Here is an 18960-nt window from a genome sequence, read left to right on the forward strand (position 1 = left end):
TACTGAGAATTTCATCACTACGAAATTATATTTTCATCACTACGAAATTATATTTTCATCACTATGAAATTTCTTTTTCATCAGTACGAAATAAAAAGAATTCAATTATAGATTTTTCTACTTCCAGATATAGAAAATGCCTTAACACAGTAAAAATTTTTCTTAATAAAGTTCATAGATTTCTATTGAGAAAGCTCTTCAATAAAAAAAGGCGGAACTGTTCCGCCTTTTTCTTTAAATAAACACCTCTAAAGGGCGTTTATTTTGTGGTCAAAGAATGTTTTAAAAATGTTAGATTTTCTTCTCAAACTTTGTATCGTTCATCAACTTTTTGAGTCTTGCTCCTGCAGTAAAGATGAAATTCAATGCTTTAATACAAGATGCGTTTACTTCCTTTTCCTCTTTCTTACCTTCGCTGCTAAAACTCAGTCGCAGAGAACCTAAATCTCCCATTCTTACGATTTTACCCTCTGAAAGTTCAAGAGAAATTACATCTACCATCGAGTAAAGCACTGCGCGTACATCAGCACCACTTACTGTAGAGATTTTCTCTATTCTTGCTGTGAGCTCATCCAAATCTAACTCACCTGAATACACTGGGGAAGCGTAATACTTTTTTTCTCCGCCACCCACTACTCCGGGTTTTCCCTTTTTAATGATTTTAAACTTCATAATAATATAATTTAAATGGTTTAACTTAATACTTACCCTGCAAAAAGCAATTAGGCTCACTTGCATATGCAAGAAAGCCTAAGTACTCACTAAATCTCTTATATCTATCTCTATATTTTTAGGAATAAAAGAAGCTACTCGGAGGGATTTCATCCTCTGAAAATAGAACTCCATATGTATAGTTCCAGCCATAACTTCTTATATTTTTCTGCATATTTCCCTTTAAAAGTGAGACAAATATAGAAATTATTTTTGAAACATGATATTTTATCTATTTTTTTTCATTATTTTTTTGTACGGAGCTACTACCTACTCACCAGAATGTATAAAACTAAAACTAATATTCCCATACTTTCGGGTGGAGGAGATATTGGGGTGCTCCAGTTTCAGTCTACTGTTGTGCTCCAATACAAATACTGCATTTTCTTTCAGATATTTATTGCTCAGCACTTGGGAGATAAGCTCCTGATATTTACTCTCATCTGTAGAGTCAAAAGGTGGGTCTGCAAAGATAATATCATACCGCTTCCTGCCTTTGTTTTTTTTCAGCCAGTCATAGACATCTGCACGCTGTATATTCATTTGAAGAGACATTTCTAAATCTGCCGCTGTAGCATTGATAAAGGCAGTATGCTTAGGATTGAGCTCTACAGAGGTGATATCCTGACAGTCGCGAGAAGCGAACTCTAATGAGATAGAACCAATACCCGCAAATAAATCCAACACCATACAATACTCAAAATCGTACTTATTCTCCAATATGCTAAACAGAGCCTCTTTAGCAAAGTCGGTCGTAGGTCGTACTTCAAAATGCTTGGGAGCAGAGATTTTCTTAGCTTTCCATTTTCCAGATATAATTCTAAACATTCTAATTCATCATTTTATAAAGTTAAAAAACAGAGATTTTGGTTCTCGTAGTAAAGTCTTCGAGAAACTTCATCCCGCGATAGGAATTTCCTTTTGCATTAAGACTGGGGCTCCACACCACAATGCTGTAATGGTCAGGCATCACGGCAGCAATCCCTCCGCCTACACCACTCTTACCAGGTAGCCCTACACGAAAGGCAAACTCTCCAGACTCATCATAAAATCCACAAGTCTGCATTATAGCATTTACCCGCTTGGCAAAGCTGTTATTCAGCACAGTTTTATTATCGTGTAAGGTAATTCCATCATTTGCCAAAAAGGAAAAAGTGTAGGCAAGCTCCTCGCAGGTCATCTCTATGGAGCAGAGATTAAAGTAAAAATCCAGTACCTCCTCAGGGCTATTATGGATATTTCCTAACGATTTTAAATAGTAGCAAAGGGCATAATTACGGTATCCTACAGATTTTTCAGACTCTGCAATTCTTTTAGAATAATCAATATTGCTGTTATTAGCAAGATGCCTTACGAAATTCAGAAAACGCTCTGGAGCATCATTAAACAGGGAAAGAAGGATATCGCATACCACAATAGCCCCTGCATTGATGAGTGGATTTCTGGGGATTCCTGCATCTGTTTCCAGCTGAACCAATGAGTTGAAAGAAGTACCCGAAGGTTCTACATTTACCCTATTCCAAATATCTGCACCCAGCTCTCTGTAGGCGAGGGACATTGATAGTACTTTGGCAATACTCTGTATGGAGAACTTCTCTTGATAGTCTCCTATCCCGAAAGATTCTTCTTTCAACCCGAAGAAAAATACACCAAATTTATCTTTGCTCACCGAAGCCAGCTCGGGGATGTATGAAGGTAGGCTGCCCAAGTTTTCCCCTGCGAGAACATCGTTGTATATCTCGGTAGAAATTTGCTTATAATCCATCTAATCTCTAATTATAATACGGAATAAAAAATGTGGCAACTCTATTATTACCACATTTTAAGTTAAGGAAGTACTTGTTATTTCTTAGTAGAGCAACAAGCCTTTTTCTCTTTTTTGTTTTTGGTCTTGCAACAAGCTGCTGTCTTACCTTTTGCATCTTTCTTGCAGCAGTCTGCTTGCTTACCTTCGTTGTCTGCCTTGCAACAATCTTTATCTTTCTTTGCATCAGCTTTACAACATTCTTTTTTCTCAGTTTCCTGAGTTCCTTTTTCTTGCTCTTGTGCAAATCCGAAACTTAATCCAAATCCTAAAAGAGCTAAACACATTAACTTTTTCATAATTTATAAAACTATTTTAATGCTGCAAATGTATTAATTTCCGATTTAAAAAATATGACAAATATTATAAAAACCTTATTTAATCAATTTCTTTATCTCTTTTGCTTCGGATATAATATCTGGGTAATCGGTATAATTCTCTATCAGCTGATCTACCATATAGCTCGCCTGATATTTATCTTTTAGACCGATATAATTTCTTGCCATTACAAGTAGTGCTTTCGCTCCCCAATACTCTTCAGAGGAATAGTTATTTGCCAGTTTAAAGACCGTCTCGTTTGAGGACTTATATGCCTTTGCTTTATTTTGGTAGAAAGCCTTTACATAGAGCGCCTCTGCTGCCACCTCAGTATTTAAAGACTTTTCTAATGAAGCATAAGCCTTTTGAGCCTCTTTATCTCTACCGCTGTTCATCAGAGAACGAGCCTTAATGACTTTTGCTATTTCCAGAGTAGAGATAGAATTATTCGGGGTAGAGATAACAATATCAGCATATTTTTCAGCTTGTTTAAAATCTCCCTGAGTAGCAAAGAGCTTCATCAGTTCCACAGAGGCAAAGGTTTTAATATTTGTATTTGCGGACTGGCTAAGCACTTCCAGATATTGTTTCGCTTCATTGGTTTTGTTTTGAGAGAGATAGATTTGTGCTATCCTCGTCTGTGCATCTTCCTGATAATCGTTTTGCACCTCTGCCACTTGATGAAGCACAGCAAGGGCTTTATTAGTATTCTTGGTTTGATACAGAGATTCTCCCAGCTCATACTGCGCCTGATAAAGTCCCTCACCAGCAGGATTCTTAGAGAGGTATTTCTCATAATGGATGATGGCATTTTTATAGTCCTTCTTAGCATAAAGACTCCTGGCTGTACTGAGATTGATTTCATCTATATCTGAAGATTCTACACCCACACCTAGACTGCTTGCAAAAGTTTCATAACCTGCTACATCTCCTTTCTTTATAAACACAGGACGCGCAGCCTGTACTATTTTGCTGGCATAAGCTGAGTTTTTATATTGGCTCCCTAAGGTTCTCAATTCATTTAAAGCCTTCTCGTCCTGACCTTGTGAGATGAGATTTTGAGCCTTATAAATCTGTGCATTTGCAATTAAATCCTTATCAGAACTGCTTTTAATCACTCGGGAGAAATACTCATTAGAATGAGTGAAATCATCCTGCGAAGCATAAGCCGTCCCAAGCTCGTAGAGGGCATCATCTGTATATTCAGAGTTTGGATGCTTAGTGATGAGGGTTTTCAAGCTGTTGATTTTCGCTTGTGTATCACCTTTAAAGCCCAGCGCCATTGCTTTTTGGAAAAGGGTATAATCTTCAGAAGCCTCGGTTTTATCGTAGATGGCTATGGCTTCATTCAGTTCATTATCGGCATAGAATGTATCTGCCAGCCTGAGCTCTGCATCGGATTTAAATTCAGGCTTAGGATTTTTGAGATATTCCTTAAAGTATTGCTTCGCTTTATCAAATTTCTTCGCTTTGAAGTAGGCATATGCAAGGTCATACGGCAACTGCTGCCTCTCTGGGAAGTCCTCCTTCAAAATTCGTTCATATCGCTCAATCGCAGAAGGATAATTCGCCTTATTATAATAGGTCTGCGCAAGCCAGTAGGTAGCTCGAGGGGTTATTTCCTTATTCTGATGCGTTTCCAAGCTACGGAGAAAGTATTTCTCTGCTTCATCAAAATTACCTTTATTAAACTCCTCCGTACCGAGTAAAAACGATACTTCTTGGTCTATTTTGTCGGTTTCTGATGTAGAGTTCGGGAGCTTATCAATAGCCTCCAAAGTCTCTCGATAGTTCCCCGAATAGAGGTAAGACTTCACGAGTAGGGACTTCATTTCTACCACCTTTGGGCTTTTAGGATACTTCTGAATATAACCTTGTATCACCGCAGGAGCAGACTCAAAAGGGTTCCCTATATCATAGCTGAGCTTTGCATATTGCTCATTGGCGAGTTGCTGTACTTTGAGGTCATAATCCATCTGAAAAGCCGAGCGAAATGCCGAAAGCGCCTCTTGCTTTCTTCCCGTTTGCAGGTAAGCATTCCCCAGCTGATAGTAGGCGTTTTGTGCCATAGCAGAACTCGAATGGATGAGCTGATTATAATACGAAACCGCCTCTTCATACTTCTGAAGCTGGGAGCAAACGAAGCCCATCTCATACAAATCATTCTCCGTAGGGCTCTGCTGAGTATTGAGATAGAGTCTCAAATGAGGATACGCCTGCTCATAATCGCCTTTCATAAAGTAGCTCTCCCCTATTATCTTGTGTACTTCGGCTTTGTATTCATCTGAAATATCATAGCCCAGCAGTTCATTTCCTTCGGCTATTGCCTTATCATAATTCTTCTCATTAAAGTAGAGCTGCACATAGTAGGGTCGCACGAGCTGTACATATTTCTCATCCTCTTTTATGCTATCAAAATATTGGAAAGCCTCCTTATTATCCCCCTCGGCATAGTGCAAATGCCCGAGCATATAGGCTACCTCTGCCCTGTGCTCTTCATCAATCTGATGATGCGCTTGCTTTAGGTCTCGGATTGCTCCTTTCGTATCGCCCATCATAAATTTTGCATAGCCTTTTTTAAGGATGTAGTCCGTATTTTCTTCCTTTGAAAGCTGATGCCCATCTACCTTCTCCAAAGTTTCTAATGCCTTAGCAAAATCTTTTTGCGTGAGGTAATAATCTGCCAGCGGAAGGCTTGCTTTTGCGAAATAGGCGGACTGAGGATAGTCCCTCATAAATGCCTCTAAGCCTTTCTCCGCATAATTTTTTTGGAGAATGACGCCCACAATCGCATCAAAAAACTGCGAAGCCTCCTGCCGCGAGTGCGAAAGATGCGAACTAAAAAAATATTGCCTCGCATACTCGTACTGCGAAGCGCTATAGATTTTCGTTTGATAAAGATTCTCTGCTAAACCCCATCGATAATTTTCCTTATCGCTGAAGTATTTTGACTGCTGTGCACCGCCCAAAACAAAAGAAAGCACCGCCACAGAAAGAAAAATTTTATGAGTATTCATATCCTCTTGTATCTTTTTATTTTTTAGGACAACGAAAATAAGAAAAACTTATTACCCAACCACAATTAGCTTTTGGCTTTTAGCTCTTAGCTTCTAGCACACCTTGTAGGTGATGCACTTAGACACTCGTATGGGGAACACTTGGTGTGGTATATGGTGCACACGCATCATAGCCAGTGAGGCGCACCATAATCTGAGGAGCATTTACTTATTCGAGGGATGATTATTCATAGCATAAAGTAAGGTTTTTATACAAATTCACTATACACTAAGATACAATCTCTAATCGCTCACCTTGCTACTGCTATTATGATTAAGCTATAAAATATGATTTAAATAATCTCGTAAGATAGGGGCTTGTGAGTGCTGCTCATCTTTAGCTGCAAAGACTAAGGTAACCTTTTGCTGGTCTTTTACTCGGGTAAGGAAATCCTCTACAGCAGAGGAATTGGTTTTGAGCTCGGCATTATATTTTTGTACAAAAGCCTCCCAACGATTGATACTATCCTCGTGAAACCACTTTCTAAGTTCATTGGAAGGCGCCAAGTCTTTATTCCATTCATCGAGCTGCGCTTCTTCTTTTGTAATACCACGCGCCCAAAGTCTATCGATTAAAACTCTGTATCCATCTTCTGCGGATGGTTGCTCATAAATCCTTTTGATGAAAAATTTTTGCATAGTTTCTATTTTGTGTTTATAATAAGTTTTAAGATTTATTTACATTTGAAAATTATCGTATAATAAAGAATTTCTTGGAGATTAAAAAGAGATATTCACACTACCCACAAGCTCGTGAGAGGTATAAATAATGAGCTTTTTACCAATTAGTGATAACTTACTTCTATAAAAGGATCCAGAAAAACGAGACTCTAATACCTCTGCTTCCCAACCACCCTTTTCTATCACTCTCAATTCTGATGGATAATACATATTTTTACTAATACCCAACCTGTTTCTCTCCTCCTCTGAAAAGATATTAACCTCTCCAAAAAGTTTAGCTACATATTCATTTACGGGCTGTTGATACACAATTTCAGGAATATCGTGCTGTACAATTTTGCCTTGTTTCAGTATAATGATTTCATCCAACCAAGGCATTATTTCCTCAATTTCGTGAGTAGAGATAAGCATAGAAATTTCCTCTTTCTGTGCATATTCAAAGAGATTTTCTCTAAGCTCTACCTTTCTTGGATAATCGAGATTACTAAATGGTTCATCTAATAATATCAGTTTTTGAGGAACAGATAACGCTCGTGCAATAGCAACTCTTTGCTGCTGCCCACCACTAAGAAATTTGGGTTTCACATTTGTAAACTCTTCCATACCCACTACTCTTAACAGTTCATTTACCCGCTCTCGTTTGTAGTTTAAATCAATATTAGAAATGAACTTACCTACATTATCTGCCACGGTTGCATAGGGCATTAAATCATAGTCCTGCGCTACAAATTTCATCTCCAGCTCACCAGGAACAAGGTTTCCTTTAGGTCCCCAAAGAGGTTTCCCTTCAAGGAAAATCTCCCCCTCCTGCCAGTCATAAAGCCCATAAATAAGACTTAAAAGTGTGGATTTTCCACAGCCACTTTCACCTGCCAGTGCGATAATTCTCCCTTTATCAAAACTGAGATTGAGATTTTTAAAGATGGGCTTATCTTCCTCATAGGAAAATGAAAGATTTTTTATTTCTAATAACATAATATCAATTTAATATCCTGATAACTTATACTATATCAAAATTTTGTGGAGAATCGAGCTTTGGGAAGAGGCTTTCACTCTTAAAATACTTATCAGTACAATCAATTTCTTCCCAACCTTTCTTTCTGCTACAATCACCAACTTCCACTACAATAGGTACAAAGGAAATCTCCTGATTTCCTTCCAAAATCTGCTCCTGGTACTGTACTGCAATATCCAGTACACAATCATAATCCGTATTGAGCTTTACATTCCTATATATAATGTCAAAATGGTCTTCTTTATTTTCTGGCAAATTAAAATAATCCTCCCAGTCTTTGGTTGAATTTATGAGCTCTGAAATGGCTTTTAAGCCGTAATACAATGCTATGGTATAATACTTTCTGGTTTGATGTCTTAAATAATCTTGCTCAAAATGACCACCCTCAAATAAAATTGTAGGGATTCCCATTTTAGTAAAGTTATCTCCTGTGGAAGTGGGGTAAAACTCATCTGTATACCTCGCGATATGGTGGGGGATAATCCTCTCCATTTGCTTAGAAATATAGCTGATAACAGCCATACTTTTTTTCCTCGTTTCGGTAATCTCCCGCTCTTCATTCTCAGATGGCGATAAAAAAGACATCGTTGCAGGGTGAATACCATCCGTACTGTATATTGTCCTTTGTTCGTGGAGATTAAATGCATAATCATAATGCAAACTTGATACAGTTTCTTTTAGAACACGGATCTCCTTACTTGATTCTTTAAAAAAATCTCGATTCACATCTATATCAATAGCATTTCTTCTTGTCCACCTCTCAGAGCCGTCAGGATTGAGCATAAAAATAAAATCTAACTGTACTTTTTGGAAGATTTCATCTAATAATACAGGATGTTTTTTCCAGGTTTCCAATAAATCAAGCATAGCAAGGGTAGCATTACTCTCATTTCCGTGCATCTGAGACCAGGCAATTATTTTTATTTTTCCAGTACCAAAACTCACTTTATAAATAGGTTTTTCTAAATGTGAACTCCCTATTTCTTCGTAATTGCTGAGATTCTCCCGTATAAATTGAAACAACTTATTTGGGCGAATATAACGATAGGGAAAATTAGGCGATTGTATATAATTTTCTTCAAAAATCATTTTAACAATGTTAATTAACTTTTCAAAGATAATCTATTTAGCTTTAAAAAGAACTTATTTACATTTGTAATACAACATAAACGCCAATATGTGACATTTTGTCTGTTAATATTTTTGTTAATTAAATTATATTCAATAACAAACACTACAATAAATTAAATCAGTTAATTACAATTTTTATATAAAGCTATAAATAATATTAGCTTTATATAAAATACAAGTCTCTATATACTGTATAGTGATAAATTTGATAAACACGGCATACTTTCCAAAAAAATCTAATTAATCTATGTTTTACAAAAGTTAATCACAGAGAAATATTTAGTTTTTGTATCTTTGGTAGCTTAAATTTTAAAAATGTCGCACGAAAATATATTCTTAATAGGCTTCCTACTTCTTGTAGGTTTTATATTGGTTTTAGATTTAGGGGTTCTAAGCAAAAAAAATAAATCTATATCTGTAAAACAGGCAGCTTTTATGAGTGTTTTTGTAGTTTCGTTAGCAGCAGGATTTTATATTCTCTTACGATACTATGGCTTTTACATTCATAATATTACAAGCATTGAGAAATTAGAATATATCGTAAACAAGCACCACCACCCTATCCAGATTATTCCAGATAATTTAGATAAAAGTATCAGTATATATAATCAAAATCTTGCTGTGGAATTTTTTACAGGCTATATAGTAGAATATGCTCTTTCTGTGGATAATATTTTTGTTATGCTGCTCATATTTACCTCCTTTAATGTAGCCAAAGAGAATTATCACAGAGTGCTTTTCTGGGGGATTTTAGGAGCGATTGTAATGCGTTTTATCTTCATATTCTTAGGGGCAACCTTAATTAGTAAATTTGACTGGATACTCTATATTTTTGGAGGATTCTTAATTTATTCTGGAATTAAAATGTTTTTTGATAAAGATAAGAATGAAGAAATAGATATTCATAATCACCCTGTTGTAAAGTTTACAAGTAAATATTTTAATATACACCACACTTTTATTGAGCAGAAATTCTGGGCTAAAATTGATGGGATTTTTAAAATCACTCCCTTGTTTTTAGTACTTATAATCGTAGAATTTACAGACTTGATATTTGCTGTAGACAGTATTCCAGCTATTTTCTCTGTTACAAAAGACCCTTATATTGTATTTTTCTCTAATATATTTGCAATAATAGGGCTTAGGTCTATGTTCTTTTTACTTGCAGGTTTTGTTGATAAACTGAGATATCTCAAACTAGGTTTAGCAGTATTACTTACTTTTATAGGACTAAAAATGCTTTTCCATACCTATTTGGAGCATATAGGATTTAAAACTTTACATTCGTTAATAGCCATTATCCTTATATTATGTACAAGTATTATTGCTTCTCTACTAAACCCTGTAAAAAATTCTAATCTTGATTAATTTACAATATTATACACTATAAAAGTCTACATATTAGTTATATAATTTATTATTTCACATAACTAAATAGGGTCTTCCTCTGTTTATTTCACATTTGTATTCTTGTGATTTTGTAAATTATGTTACATTTGTAATATAATTAAATTTTACAATTATGAATATCAATAATAGGATAGCTAAAATTATTGAGCATTTCAGACTTTCCTCCTCCGAGTTTGCGGATGAGATTGATGTGCCTCGCTCTTCAATTTCTCATATCACTTCTGGGAGAAACAAGCCTTCCTTAGATTTTATAACTAAGGTAAAAGGACGCTTCCCTAGTCTACAATGGGACTGGCTGATTAATGGAGAGGGAGAAATGCTCATAAATGAAAAAGATTCTCAGAAAAACATTTCGCCATCAGATTTATTTTCTATTATAGATGATGAGAATTTCGGCAAAGAAGAGATCCCTACGATGCCCACAGAAATTTCTGATAAATCTGAAAACATTAGCCCTTCCAAACCTATTTCGCAAGAATTTCCTATTCCCATACAAGATGTGGAAAAGAAAAATATAAGCGATTCTCAGCCATTAGAAATTTCTCCTAAAAAGGAGGAAAATCCATCCCCTTTGGCTATGGAGCAAAGCAAAAAGGAAGAAAGTAAAATCAAAAAAATCATTTTACTTTATGAGAATGGTAAGTTTGAGAGCTTTGAGCCTTAAATAATCAATCGATTTTAATTTTTTATTTTATCTTTAAGCCCCAAAAAAAGATAAATTATATGTTTGAACTTGCCTACGAACTCGTAGATATAGACATAAAAGCATTTTACGGTATTAGAAATCAAAATTTTAATCTAATAAAATCATTCTTCCCTACACTTAAAATCACGGGGAGAGATGCTCATATTCTCGCTTTAGGAAATAAGGAAACCTTAGCGATTTTTAAGGAAAAAATGGATGATATTGTCGCTTTTCTGTCAAGGAATAATAGTATAAATATCAATGATATAGAAAATATCTTAGCTTTAAAAGACGAAACTGAAAAGGCATTGATTTTCGATCAGGATATTATAGTAAAAGGGGCGAATGGTAAGAGCATAAAAGCAAAGACTACAAACCTGAAACGCCTCGTGCAGCAAGTAGAAAAGAAAGATATGGTTTTTGCTATTGGGCCTGCGGGCACGGGGAAAACCTATACAAGCGTTGCTCTTGCAGCTAAGGCTTTAAGAGATAAAGAGGTAAAAAGGATTATTTTAACCCGTCCCGCTGTAGAAGCAGGTGAAAATCTCGGCTTCTTACCTGGTGACCTTAAAGAAAAGCTCGATCCTTATCTGCAACCGCTCTACGATGCCCTTCGGGATATGATACCTCACGAAAAGCTGGAATCATTCATAGAAAAGAGAATAATAGAAGTTGCCCCTCTTGCTTTTATGCGCGGGCGTACTTTAGACGATGCTTTTGTAATCTTAGATGAAGCTCAGAACACTACCCACGCACAAATGAAAATGTTCCTAACAAGAATGGGAATGAATGCAAAATTCATCATCACGGGAGACCCTTCACAAGTAGATTTACCACTAAAACAAAAATCAGGTTTGAAAGAAGCCATTAGGATTTTAGATGGTATAGAGGAGATTGGTTTCGTATATCTTACAGCAGAGGATGTAGTAAGGCATCCCGTTGTGAAAAAGATTATCAATGCTTATAGCGAAGAAGAAAAACGCCAAAGAGAAGCTGAAGAATAGCTGCTTAATAAACCCCTAAATATATATTCTCAGGCTAGAATGAAAGAAAAATATTTTTGGATAAGGCTCTGTATTTTTAATTTTCTAATAGTTTCCCTACTCGGAGTGATAATGAGGTATAATCTGCTCTATCCTATTAATGGTGTAGAGCATAAGTTTTTCAGGTTCTCTCATTCTCATTTTGCATTTTATGGCTGGGTAACTGCCTTGCTCTACTTCCTCGTGGCAGAGCATCTAAGGGATAGCCTTGGAATCCATATCAAAAAATATAAAAAACTAATGGTCATCAACCAGATTGCCTCCTACGGAATGATGTTTTCGTTTATGTACAGAGGCTATTTCTGGCTTTCGATTATCTTTGCTACCCTTGCCCTATGCGTAGGCTTTGCCTATTTTTCCTTCATAATGAAAGATACTAAAGGGAGAATTTCCTCCGAGCTCCCTTGGCTCAGGATGGGGAGTTTCTCTGCTTTATTCTCAGCAATCGGCATCTTCGTTCTCGCGTATATTATGGCGAGTAAGAAATCATTACCAGAGCTTTACAGAGCTGCTACTTATTTCTATATGCACTTTCAGTACAATGGTTTTTTCCTTCTCTCGTGCATTGGAATTATGCTGATAAGCCTTAGAAAAAAAGGAATCCAAATCTCTGAAAAGGCAAACGATACTGCTTTTCATCTATTGACAGCGGGCACGCTCGTGGGCTATGGCCTATCGGTGCTATGGCTAAGAGGAATCCCTACTTCTGTAAGTATTTTTCTTGGGTTCGTAGCTATTGCGCAGCTCTACGGATTTGGATTAATAGTAAAACTCATAAAAAAACACTGGCCCAAAATCTCTGAAGATTGGTCGGCGGTGCAAAAGCTGGCATTCCTCGTCTCTGGCACTGCACTCATCCTGAAATTCTTATTTCAAAGCATTTCCGTGATTCCAGCTTGGGCTTTTATATTTGATAATCTCAATTTTGTCATTGGCTTCCTGCATCTCGTTTTACTAATGGGAATCAGTCTTTTCCTCATCTGGAAAATCCTTGAGATCCGTATTTTTGAATTAAATAAAGGGGTAAAAGCAGGGATTTATCTAATGATTTTTGGCATTATCCTCAATGAAATCATACTCGGCATAGCGGGGCTCTACCCCATTCCCTATCTTTTGGCTCCGAAAGGCCTGCTCCTCGCCTCTCTTATCATAATGACTGCGCTCATCATCCTGAACCTAAGTATTAGAAGAAATAAAAAACAGCCTTAGAAGTATATCTAAAGCTGCTTTTTGTTGAGAACTTATTCCCATTCTATGGTTGCTGGTGGCTTGCTGGAAATATCATAAACCACTCTGTTAATCCCTTTTACTTCGTTGATGATTCTACTAGATACCGTCTCGAGGAGGTCATAAGGCAGTCGGCTCCAAGTTGCCGTCATAAAGTCTATAGTATTTGCCGAGCGCACTGCAGCGGTATATTCATAGGTTCTCTCGTCTCCCATTACCCCGACAGATTTCACAGGGAGGAGTACCACAAATGCCTGAGAAACGCTATCGTATAGACCGCTTTTATAGAGCTCTTCGATGAAAATATCATCTGCTTCTTGCAAGATTTTCACCTTTTCTGCATCTACTTCACCTAAAATTCTGATGCCTAAGCCCGGCCCTGGGAACGGATGCCTATGCACCAAGTGATGCGGAATGCCGAGCTCCTCACCTACTTTTCTCACCTCGTCTTTAAAGAGCTCTCGAAGAGGCTCGAGGAGTTCTAGCTTCATATCTTCTGGCAGCCCCCCTACATTATGGTGAGATTTGATGACCGCAGAAGGGCCTTTCACCGATTGGCTTTCTATCACATCTGGGTAGATTGTACCTTGCGCTAAGAACTTTGCACCCTCTAATTTATTGGATTCCTCATCAAAAACAGCGATGAATTCATTGCCTATAATTTTTCTCTTTTGCTCTGGATCTGAGATGCCTTTGAGTTTATTGAGAAACCTTTGGGAAGCATCAATCATTTTAATATTCATATTGAAATGCTCGCCATAGTTTTCCATTACTTTTCTGCCTTCATCTTTTCTGAGCAAGCCTGTATCTACAAATATGCAGGTGAGCTGGCTGCCAATTGCTTTATGGATAAGAACCGCTGCCACCGATGAATCTACCCCACCCGAAAGCCCTAAAATTACCTTCTCACGGCCTACTTTTTTGCGGATTTCTTCTATGCTTCGGTCTATATAGTTTGTAAGTTGCCAGTTTTTCTCTGCTTTACAAACCTTAAAGATAAAATTCTCTATCATCTTCTCTCCTTCTTCTGTATGAGAGACCTCAGGGTGGAATTGTAGGGTATAAATCTTCTGCTCTTCATTCGCCATAGCAGCGATGACACCTGATTTTCCAGAAATCTCAAAGCCTGCTGGAGGAGTTTCTACTTCATCAAAATGGCTCATCCATACTGTAGAAGTCAGGGAGATTCCTTCTAATACGGAATTGGTTTTCAGTATTTCAAAATTAGCTTTTCCATACTCGCCTTTCTCGCCTTTCTTCACCTTTCCACCGAGGAGATGTGCAGTGAGCTGCATTCCGTAGCATATCCCAAGCACTGGAACTCCTGCTTCAAAAAGGGCTTTATCTACAAGGCAGGCATCGGGTACATTTACGGAGCTGGGCCCACCAGAAAGGATAATCCCCACAGGCTTGCGCTCTAAAATCTCATCGAGAGGAGTATCAAAAGGCAAGACTTCTGAATACACGCCTAAATCCCTCACTCTCCTTGCAATTAGCTGATTGTATTGAGAACCAAAATCAAGAATAATAATTCCGTTATTCATTTTATATTTTTTATTAAATTTTAAAAATTGCCCAAATGTAAGGCTTTAAGATGGAAGGATAAAATCACTTATTTTATAAAAAAAGCACTCAATACTGAGTGCTCTTGTGTTTTCATTAAAGGATTACTTTTTAAAAGCAACATCTTTAATTCTTGCTTTCTTACCTCTAAGGCTTCTGAAGTAGTAAATTCTTGCTCTTCTTACTTTACCTCTTCTTTCTACCTCAATTTTTTGAAGTGCAGGCATATTGATTGGGAATACTCTTTCTACACCTACATCACCACTCATTTTTCTGATGGTAAATGTCTTGGTAGCACCTGTCCCTCTCAACTGGATAACAACACCTTTAAAGAACTGAGTTCTGGTTTTGTTACCTTCCTTAATTTCATAATACACTGTGATGGTATCTCCCGCTTTGAATGTAGGGAAATCTTTTTTTGCGATGTACTTGTCCTGTACGTACTTTACTAAATCCATTATTAGTTAAAAAAAATTGTTAAAGCTAAACAACATACACGGCTCTCGTCAGAGGTTGATTAACAGGTTGCAAAAATAAAAACTTTTTCCAAACCTGCAAAAAATATTTCATTTAATATTTATTACATTTGTGCGGCTTTAAAAACAGCCAGCTTTTAGGGCTTTCACAAGTATTGAAACATAAAACAACTTATATAATGAATAAAACAAAACTCACACTCGTTGCATTACTTTCATTGGGAAGTATGCTATTTGCCCAAGACAATTTGGTAAATAGCTTGAAAAACAATCAATCTGAAAATCCTGATTTTCAATTTACGATTATCAAAGAGAATGGTGTAACTTCCGTAAAAGATCAAGGCTCATCTGGCACTTGTTGGAGCTATTCTGGCAATTCATTCTTAGAATCTGAGATGATTAGAATGGGAAAAAAACCAGTAGATTTAGCAGAAATCTTTACAGCAAGAAATGCTTACCACGATAAAGCTAAACTCTATGTACTCAATGATGGTACTGGAATCTCTTGGGGAGAAGGCGGTGCTCTACACGATGTTATCAATATGTACAGAAAATACGGTGCTGTACCTCAGGAGGCTTATACAGGTCTGAAAGACGGCAAAACCAGAAACAACTTCTCTGAAATGACTGCCGTATTGAAATCCGTACTCGATGCTTATGTAAAAAATCCTGCCAAGAAGCTCTCTCCAAACTGGATGGACAATGTAGATATGATTCTCGATTCCTACTTGGGGCAATACCCTTCCTCTTTTACCTATAATGGAAAGAAATATACCCCTCAGTCCTTTGCTAAGGAGGTAGTAGGCATTAATCCAGATGATTATGTAGAGCTCACTTCTTACAAGGACTATCCTTACTACAAGCCGTTTGTGGTGCCCGTACCTGATAATTGGAGCCACGACAGGCTTTGGAATATCCCTATGGAGGAGCTTACTACTATTATAGACTATGCCGTGAAGAATGGCTATACCATAGGCTGGGCTACCGATGTCTCCGAGCCTTATTTCTCCTATAAAAATGGAGTAGCTTATGTACCCGATATTGATTTAAATAACATTAATGCCGCTACCAAGGCTGAACTTTTCAAAGGTCCAAAGCCCGATAAAAAAATCACTGAGGATATGCGTCAGTTGGGGCTTAATGACCTCACAACTACAGACGACCACGGTATGCAGATTACAGGATTGGCAAAAGACCAAACGGGTAAGGAGTATTATGTAGTAAAAAACTCTTGGGGCACTACGAATGACTACGATGGCTATCTGTATGTAACCAAGCCTTATGTACAGTTTAAATCCACCGCTATCTTGGTTCATAAAAATGGTATTCCTAAGGACATCCTCAAAAAGCTAAAACCAAACACCAGTCTCAACTGGCAATAATGAAATAACGCCCTCAGTATCTGGGGGCTTTTATTTTTTCGTTCGGTTGATGAAGTCTATATTTCTTTTAAGTCCAGCGAGCTTAGCCCTCTTCACTGCCGACTTTCTAAAAATCTCCGAGAAGAGTTCCTGAGTAATCTCCTCCCACTCTATCTTATCTGCATTTTGAAGATGATGATTCGGGCTAAATCTCGGCTGGTTATGAGGCAGAGAAAACCTGTTCCAAGGGCATACATCTTGGCAGATATCACAACCAAACATCCAATCCTCAAGTTTATCTTCAAATGCGGAGGGAATTTCATCTTTCAGCTCTATGGTAAGGAAGGAAATGCACTTACTCCCATTGATAATCTTATCAGACACGATGGCTCCCGTAGGGCACGCATCGATGCACTTTCGGCACGAGCCACAGTGATCGGTAGTCGGGTAGTCGGGCTCGAGATCCAAGTCGCAAATAATCTCCGAAAGCACAAAAAAAGATCCTCTCTTCTTGGAGATGAGCAAAGAGTTCTTCCCTATCCATCCGAGCCCTGATTTCCTTGCCCAAGCCTTCTCCATCACGGGGGCAGAATCTACGAAAATCCTAAAACCAAAGTCGCCAATCTCCTCCAAAAGCTCGGAAACCATCTCCCGAAGCACAGATTTCACTACATCGTGATAGTCCTCACCGTAAGCATACTTGGCGAGATTATAAGCCATCGGGATTTTCTCTTGGGGGAAGTAGTTGTATTTTAAGGAGATTACAGATTTTGCGCCCTCTACCAATAGCCTTGGATCGAGGCGTTTGTCTATATTATTTTCCAGAAAGCTCATCGTGCCGTTATAGTTATTTTTGAGGTAATTCTCAAGGCGTGGAGCTTCCTCCTCGAGGAATGCTGCTTGGGAAATACCACAACCATCAAAACCAAATTTCTCGGCTTTCTCCTTTATCAGTCTCGTGTATTTCTCGGCATTGCTCATCATTATTGCCTGCAAAACTACATTATTTTTATGAAAGCCCTCCTCGTTTTCCTATCTTTGCGCCTTGTATTTTAAATGGATATGACAACAATTATCGTGGCTATGGGGAGGAATAATGCCATCGGGAAGGGGAACCAGCTTCTCTGGCATCTCCCTAAGGATTTAAAACATTTTAAGGAACTTACCAGCGGGCATCCCATCATTATGGGGAGGAAAACCTACGAGAGTATTGGCAAACCTCTGCCAAACCGAACCAATATTGTGGTGTCTCGGAAGAAGGACTGGTTTCAGGAGGGCGTCCTCATTGTGGGAAGCCTAAAAGAGGCTCTGAAATTTGCCAAAAAGATAGATGAAAATATCTTCATCATCGGGGGAGGGAAGGTATATGAGCAGACTATCAATCTTGCCGATAAGCTGGAAATCACCCTCGTAGATGCCGAAATAGATGGCGATACCTTTTTCCCAAAAATCAACCCAGAGAAATGGATAAAAGTTCAGGAAACCCATCACCACAAAGATGAAAAACACGCTTACGACTTCAGTTTTCAGACTTTTATTAAGAAAGAGGGCGATATCCATTTAACTAAGGATTAATCTCATCTACCCGAAGAGAAAATCCATCTGGATAATGTGCTCATCTATGTGGATGGAGAGGAAATCCATCTACCCGAAGAGAAAATCCATCTGGATTATAGATAAATCCATATGACTATTCTTCTCGTCCATCTAGCTTATCTATCATCCCTGATAGATGTATTTAAATATAAGGTGGGAAGCTCCCCCATTTAAATGGAAAATGGTAATAGGAAGAAAACGGAGCAATGCCCTCAATTTGCTTTAAATAAAAGGTAGAAAGCCTCAATTTTTTTTATCTTTGCGCCACTTAATTTTATAAGATGAATAAGAATATAAAACTGATTTTTGCAGTACTGATGATGGCTCTTGGGCTATGGCTGATGCTGGGAACGAGGAGTATTGGCTGGGGCATTGTGGTCTTCCTGCTTTCGGGCTTCCCCATCCTGTTTTACTTTAAGAATGAATATGTTTTGCTCGCATTCTGGCAGCTGAGAAAGCAAAATATGGAGAAAGCGGGTGAATGGCTCATAAAAATAACGGATTATAAGGTGCAGCTCCATAGATCTCAGTTCGGCTACTATCATTATCTTCAAGCCCTTACGCTGGCACAGGACAGTCCTGCAAAAGTAGAGCCTCTGATGAGAAAAGCTCTCGAGTATGGGCTCAATATGAAGCAGGATAGGGCTTTGGCAAAGCTGAATTTAGCCGCCATTGCCATCTCCAAAGGGAGAAAACAGGAGGGGCAAAAGCTCCTCGAGGAGGCTAAGAGCTTGGACAGCGCAGGGCTAATGACGGAGCAAATAAAAATGATGAAAGACCAGCTGAAAATGCCGTCTATGCAGAAGCATATCCACAACCCGAATATGAGAAAAAGAGGGAAGTATTTCTAAAATCTCCTGTTTTTTAACGCTCTTTTTAAATC

General features: G+C 37.9%; 18 protein-coding genes. 7 read left to right on the plus strand and 11 right to left on the minus strand.

Annotated features, from left to right (window positions below):
• Window positions 1-291: 291 nt before the first annotated feature.
• The 8 genes from D8991_RS05005 to D8991_RS05040 form a co-directional block, all read right to left on the minus strand.
• On the minus strand, window positions 292-672 hold the full coding sequence (locus D8991_RS05005; protein ID WP_374210807.1) for an HU family DNA-binding protein: 381 nt from the start codon (window positions 670-672) through the stop codon (window positions 292-294).
• A 309-nt stretch (window positions 673-981) separates the two neighbouring features.
• Window positions 982-1539, minus strand: coding sequence for an RsmD family RNA methyltransferase (locus D8991_RS05010; protein WP_120489070.1), 558 nt, complete (start codon window positions 1537-1539; stop codon window positions 982-984).
• A 22-nt stretch (window positions 1540-1561) separates the two neighbouring features.
• Entirely contained in the window at window positions 1562-2476 is a 915-nt protein-coding gene (locus tag D8991_RS05015) for a glutaminase (protein WP_120489071.1), read from the minus strand.
• A 77-nt stretch (window positions 2477-2553) separates the two neighbouring features.
• Window positions 2554-2814 carry a hypothetical protein gene (locus D8991_RS05020; RefSeq protein WP_120489072.1) on the minus strand — a complete coding sequence of 87 codons (261 nt, stop codon included), beginning with the start codon at window positions 2812-2814 and terminating at the stop codon, window positions 2554-2556.
• Window positions 2815-2889: 75 nt separating this feature from the next.
• Window positions 2890-5850 carry a tetratricopeptide repeat protein gene (locus tag D8991_RS05025; protein WP_120489073.1) on the minus strand — a complete coding sequence of 987 codons (2961 nt, stop codon included), beginning with the start codon at window positions 5848-5850 and terminating at the stop codon, window positions 2890-2892.
• A gap of 318 nt (window positions 5851-6168) precedes the next feature.
• Window positions 6169-6528 (minus strand): DUF488 domain-containing protein, encoded by a 360-nt coding sequence (locus tag D8991_RS05030; protein ID WP_120489074.1) that lies wholly within the window; start codon window positions 6526-6528, stop codon window positions 6169-6171.
• 81 nt (window positions 6529-6609) lie between these two features.
• Window positions 6610-7545 (minus strand): ABC transporter ATP-binding protein, encoded by a 936-nt coding sequence (locus tag D8991_RS05035; protein ID WP_120489075.1) that lies wholly within the window; start codon window positions 7543-7545, stop codon window positions 6610-6612.
• A gap of 25 nt (window positions 7546-7570) precedes the next feature.
• Window positions 7571-8674, minus strand: a complete 1104-nt coding sequence (locus tag D8991_RS05040) for a M14 family zinc carboxypeptidase (protein WP_120489076.1) — start codon at window positions 8672-8674, stop codon at window positions 7571-7573.
• A 357-nt stretch (window positions 8675-9031) separates the two neighbouring features.
• On the opposite strand from D8991_RS05040, the gene D8991_RS05045 reads away from it, so the two are divergent.
• The 4 genes from D8991_RS05045 (at window position 9032) to D8991_RS05060 (ending at window position 13063) form a co-directional block, all read left to right on the plus strand.
• Window positions 9032-10084, plus strand: coding sequence for a TerC/Alx family metal homeostasis membrane protein (locus tag D8991_RS05045; protein ID WP_120489077.1), 1053 nt, complete (start codon window positions 9032-9034; stop codon window positions 10082-10084).
• Window positions 10085-10238: 154 nt separating this feature from the next.
• Entirely contained in the window at window positions 10239-10790 is a 552-nt protein-coding gene (locus tag D8991_RS05050; RefSeq protein WP_120489078.1) for a helix-turn-helix domain-containing protein, read from the plus strand.
• Window positions 10791-10849: 59 nt separating this feature from the next.
• Window positions 10850-11815 (plus strand): PhoH family protein, encoded by a 966-nt coding sequence (locus D8991_RS05055; protein WP_120489079.1) that lies wholly within the window; start codon window positions 10850-10852, stop codon window positions 11813-11815.
• 111 nt (window positions 11816-11926) lie between these two features.
• Complete coding sequence (locus D8991_RS05060; protein WP_120489080.1) at window positions 11927-13063, plus strand: hypothetical protein; 1137 nt, start codon at window positions 11927-11929, stop codon at window positions 13061-13063.
• Window positions 13064-13095: 32 nt separating this feature from the next.
• Here the strand turns inward: D8991_RS05060 and guaA are convergent, their stop codons facing one another.
• A complete protein-coding gene (guaA, locus tag D8991_RS05065; RefSeq protein ID WP_120489081.1) occupies window positions 13096-14625 on the minus strand; it encodes a glutamine-hydrolyzing GMP synthase in 1530 nt (509 codons plus the stop codon).
• Window positions 14626-14748: 123 nt separating this feature from the next.
• Window positions 14749-15102 (minus strand): 50S ribosomal protein L19, encoded by a 354-nt coding sequence (gene rplS / locus D8991_RS05070; protein WP_120489082.1) that lies wholly within the window; start codon window positions 15100-15102, stop codon window positions 14749-14751.
• 197 nt (window positions 15103-15299) lie between these two features.
• Here rplS and D8991_RS05075 point away from each other — a divergent pair, with 197 nt between their 5' ends.
• Complete coding sequence (locus tag D8991_RS05075) at window positions 15300-16502, plus strand: C1 family peptidase (RefSeq protein ID WP_120489083.1); 1203 nt, start codon at window positions 15300-15302, stop codon at window positions 16500-16502.
• A gap of 30 nt (window positions 16503-16532) precedes the next feature.
• Here the strand turns inward: D8991_RS05075 and queG are convergent, their stop codons facing one another.
• Window positions 16533-17465, minus strand: coding sequence for a tRNA epoxyqueuosine(34) reductase QueG (gene queG / locus D8991_RS05080; protein ID WP_394364127.1), 933 nt, complete (start codon window positions 17463-17465; stop codon window positions 16533-16535).
• A 78-nt stretch (window positions 17466-17543) separates the two neighbouring features.
• Here queG and D8991_RS05085 point away from each other — a divergent pair, with 78 nt between their 5' ends.
• Together D8991_RS05085 and D8991_RS05090 are read left to right on the plus strand one after the other, a co-directional pair.
• On the plus strand, window positions 17544-18056 hold the full coding sequence (locus tag D8991_RS05085) for a dihydrofolate reductase (protein ID WP_120489705.1): 513 nt from the start codon (window positions 17544-17546) through the stop codon (window positions 18054-18056).
• Between the two features lie 302 nt (window positions 18057-18358).
• Window positions 18359-18928: a DUF2892 domain-containing protein gene (locus D8991_RS05090; RefSeq protein WP_120489085.1), complete on the plus strand. Its 570-nt coding sequence runs from the start codon at window positions 18359-18361 to the stop codon at window positions 18926-18928.
• The last annotated feature ends 32 nt before the right edge of the window (window positions 18929-18960 follow it).

Source organism: Bergeyella cardium, assembly GCF_003614945.1.
In the GTDB taxonomy this organism is placed as follows: domain Bacteria; phylum Bacteroidota; class Bacteroidia; order Flavobacteriales; family Weeksellaceae; genus Bergeyella_A; species Bergeyella_A cardium.